Source organism: Kitasatospora sp. NPDC036755, from assembly GCF_040636595.1.
In the GTDB taxonomy this organism is placed as follows: domain Bacteria; phylum Actinomycetota; class Actinomycetes; order Streptomycetales; family Streptomycetaceae; genus Kitasatospora.
Genome location: NZ_JBEZUT010000574.1, coordinates 1 through 3,102 on the forward strand (window position 1 = coordinate 1; position 3,102 = coordinate 3,102).

Annotated in this window: 3 protein-coding genes; all 3 read left to right on the plus strand. The window is 75.3% G+C overall.

Translation table 11 applies throughout. The features are described 5' to 3' along the window. The coding region (locus tag AB0E96_RS40055) for an ABC transporter permease subunit (protein ID WP_359831630.1) at positions 1–782 on the plus strand (782 nt) is incomplete at its 5' end. A 14-nt stretch (positions 783–796) separates the two neighbouring features. Further along, on the plus strand, positions 797–2,248 hold the full coding sequence (locus AB0E96_RS40060; RefSeq protein WP_359831632.1) for a nitrate/sulfonate/bicarbonate ABC transporter ATP-binding protein: 1,452 nt from the start codon (positions 797–799) through the stop codon (positions 2,246–2,248). Positions 2,249–2,564: 316 nt separating this feature from the next. Next, positions 2,565–3,023, plus strand: coding sequence for a nucleoside deaminase (locus AB0E96_RS40065; RefSeq protein WP_359831634.1), 459 nt, complete (start codon positions 2,565–2,567; stop codon positions 3,021–3,023). Positions 3,024–3,102 lie beyond the last annotated feature (79 nt).

The following is a 3,102-nucleotide window of genomic DNA, read 5'->3' on the forward strand; positions in this document are numbered from 1 at the left end:
GCACCGCCGACCGGCCGCGGGCCGTCCGCCCCGGCCGGCGCCGGGCCGGGGACGTGGCCTTCGCCGTCGTCTCCGGCGGCATCGTGCTCTGGGGCGTCGTCGACCTCGGCCGCTACCTCGCCGACCGCACCGGACTCGGCGTCTTCGGCGAGCCGCTGCTGCTCGGGCTCGCCACCCTCGCCCGGGTGGTCGTGCTGGTCGCGGTGGCCACCGTGGTCTGGGTGCCGATCGGTGTGAAGATCGGCTTCTCGCCCCGGCTGACCAGGATCGCCCAGCCCGTCGTCCAGGTACTGGCCGGCTTCCCCGCCAACTTCCTCTTCCCGCTGGCGGTCTGGCTGCTGCTGCGCACCGGGGTGTCGATCGACCTCGGCGGCATCCTGCTGATGGCCCTCGGCTCCCAGTGGTACATCCTGTTCAACGCCATCGCCGGCGCCATGGCCGTCCCCGCCGACCTGCGCGAGGCGATGGACGACCTCGGCGTGCGCGGCCGGCAGCGCTGGCGGCGGCTGATCGTCCCCGCGATCTTCCCGGCGTACGTCACCGGCGGGATCACCGCCTCCGGCGGCGCCTGGAACGCCTCCATCGTCGCCGAGGTGGTCACCTTCGGCTCCACCACCCTGACCGCGACCGGCCTCGGCGCGTACATCGCCCGGGCCGCCGAACAGGGCGACCACCCGCGGCTGCTCGCCGGGGTCGCGGTGATGAGCCTGTACGTCGTCGTCCTCAACCGTCTGCTCTGGCGCCGGCTGTACCGGCTGGCCGAGCGCCGCTACTCGCTGTAGTCCGGAGTCCGCCGATGCGCTTCCCGTTCCGCCGCCGGGCCTCTGAGCCCGCCCGCGCCACCGCCTCCTCCCCCTCGGCCGGGGCCGCCTCCGGGGCCGACGCCAGGGCCGTCTTCGAGTCCGGCTTCGGCTCCGGCTCCGGCTTCGACTCCGGCTTCGACTCCGAGGGGGACGAGGAGGTCCTGCTGGAGACCGTCGGCCTGACCAAGGCCTACGCCGGGGCCGCCGGCGAACTGCCGGTGCTCTCCGGCATCGACCTCACCGTGCGGGCCGGCGAGATCGTCGCCGTGCTCGGCCGCTCCGGCTCCGGCAAGTCCACCCTGCTGCGCTGCCTGGCCGGCCTGATCCCGCCCAGCTCCGGCACCGTCCGCTACCGCGGCACCCCGCTCACCGGCGCCAACCCCGGCACCGCGCTGGTCTTCCAGACCTTCGCGCTGCTGCCCTGGCTGACCGTCCGGCAGAACGTCGAGCTCGGCCTGGAGGCCCGCGGGGTGCCGCCCCGGGAACGCGCCCGCGCCGCCGCCCAGGCCATCGACCTGATCGGCCTGACCGGCTTCGCGTCCGCCTACCCCAAGGAGCTCTCCGGCGGCATGCGCCAGCGGGTCGGCTTCGCCCGGGCGCTGGTCGTCGAGCCGGACGTGCTGATGATGGACGAGCCGTTCTCCGCCCTCGACGTGCTCACCGCCGAGAACCTGCGCGGCGAGCTGATGGAGCTGTGGGACTCCGGCCAGTTCCCCACCCGGGCCGTCGTCCTGGTCACCCACAACATCGAGGAGGCGGTGCTGATGGCCGACCGCGTCGTGGTCCTCGGCACCCGCCCGTACGGGACCATCCGGGAAACCGTCGAGGTCGCGCTGGAACGGCCGCGGGACCGCGACTCGGCCGCCTTCGACGAACTCGTGGACCGGGTGTACCGGATCATGACCGGCCGGCCCAAGGACACCCGGGCCCCCGGCCGCGCCGGCCCCGACCCCGGCCCCGACCGCCGCACCATCGCCGGCACCCCGCTGCCGCCGGCCGGCGTCGACGGCCTCTCCGGCCTCGCCGAGACCATCGCCCACCGGGGCGGGAGCTGCGACCTGGCCGGGCTCGCCGACGAACTCGGCCTGGACATCGACGACCTGCTCCCCCAGGTCGACGCCCTCGACCTGCTCGGCTTCGCCGAGGTCCACGGCGACGACCTGCTGCTCACCGAGGCCGGCGCCGACTACACCGGGGCCGACGCCCAGGACTCCCGCGCCGTCTTCGCCGCCGCGGCCCTGGAGGTGCCGCTGATCAAGCTGATCGCCAACAGCCTCGGCGACCGGCCCGGCGCCACCGTCCGCACCGGCTTTCTGCGCGACCTGCTGGGCCGCCACTACACCGTCGGGCAGACCGACCGGCAGCTGGAGACGGCGACCGACTGGGGCCGCTACGCGGGGCTCTTCGCGTACGACGCCGACCGGCAGGAGTACCGGCGGCAGTAGCGGTCGTCGGACGTCGGGTCCGGACGTCGGACATCGGACCCCGGGCGGCCGAGGACCGGCGGAATCCGGTGAACTCCGGCGCCGCGCGCCCCCGCCCGCGCAGAATGCCGTCGTACCCGGCACACCCGTCGTGCCGGCACGACGACGGACGGAGAACACAGGGATGTCGGACAGGCGCTCCTTCCTCGGAACCGCCGCCGCGGCCGGGGCCGCTCCGTACGCCGCGCGCGCCGTGCCGGTCGCGCGGCCGGAACCGGGGCAGCGACCGGAGCCACAGGCGCCGTCGCAGGACCGGCGGCGCGGCCATGAGTCCTTCATGGCCGAGGCGGTCGCCGAGGGCCGCAAGCTGGAGCGCTACCCCTTCGGAGCGGTGATCGTCCGCTCCGGGGTCGTGGTGGCCCGCGGGGTCGCCGCCGCCGGGGAGAACCCGACGTACCACGGGGAGATGGTCGCCATCGACGACCACGCGCAGCGGGCCGACGACCCCGACTGGGGCGCCACCACCCTGTACACGACCGCGGAACCCTGCCCCATGTGCATGAGCGCCTGCGCGTGGGCCGGCATCGGGCGGGTCGTGTGGGGGACGTCGATCGAGGGACTGCGCCGCACCGGGCTGGACCAGATCGGCATCGCCGCCACCGCCGTCGCCGACGCCGCCCGGTCCTTCTACTCCCCGCAGCTGCTCCTCGGCGGCGTCCTGGCCGACGTGACCGACGCGATGTTCCGCCACGCCCGGGCCGTCCGCGACGGCGAGGTCCCGGCGGGCACGGACTGATCAGGCCCGGCCGGCTGCGAAGCGTGCGGCGGCGGTTCGGCCCGCCGCCGGTTCAGCCCGTCGCCGGGCGGCGGCGCAC

Excerpts from the sequence above, each read along its gene's own strand:
- AB0E96_RS40060 (WP_359831632.1), top strand. The coding sequence starts at position 797 with ATGCGCTTCCCGTTCCGCCGCCGGGCCTCTGAGCCCGCCCGCGCCACC.
- AB0E96_RS40065 (WP_359831634.1), top strand. The coding sequence starts at position 2,565 with ATGGCCGAGGCGGTCGCCGAGGGCCGCAAGCTGGAGCGCTACCCCTTC.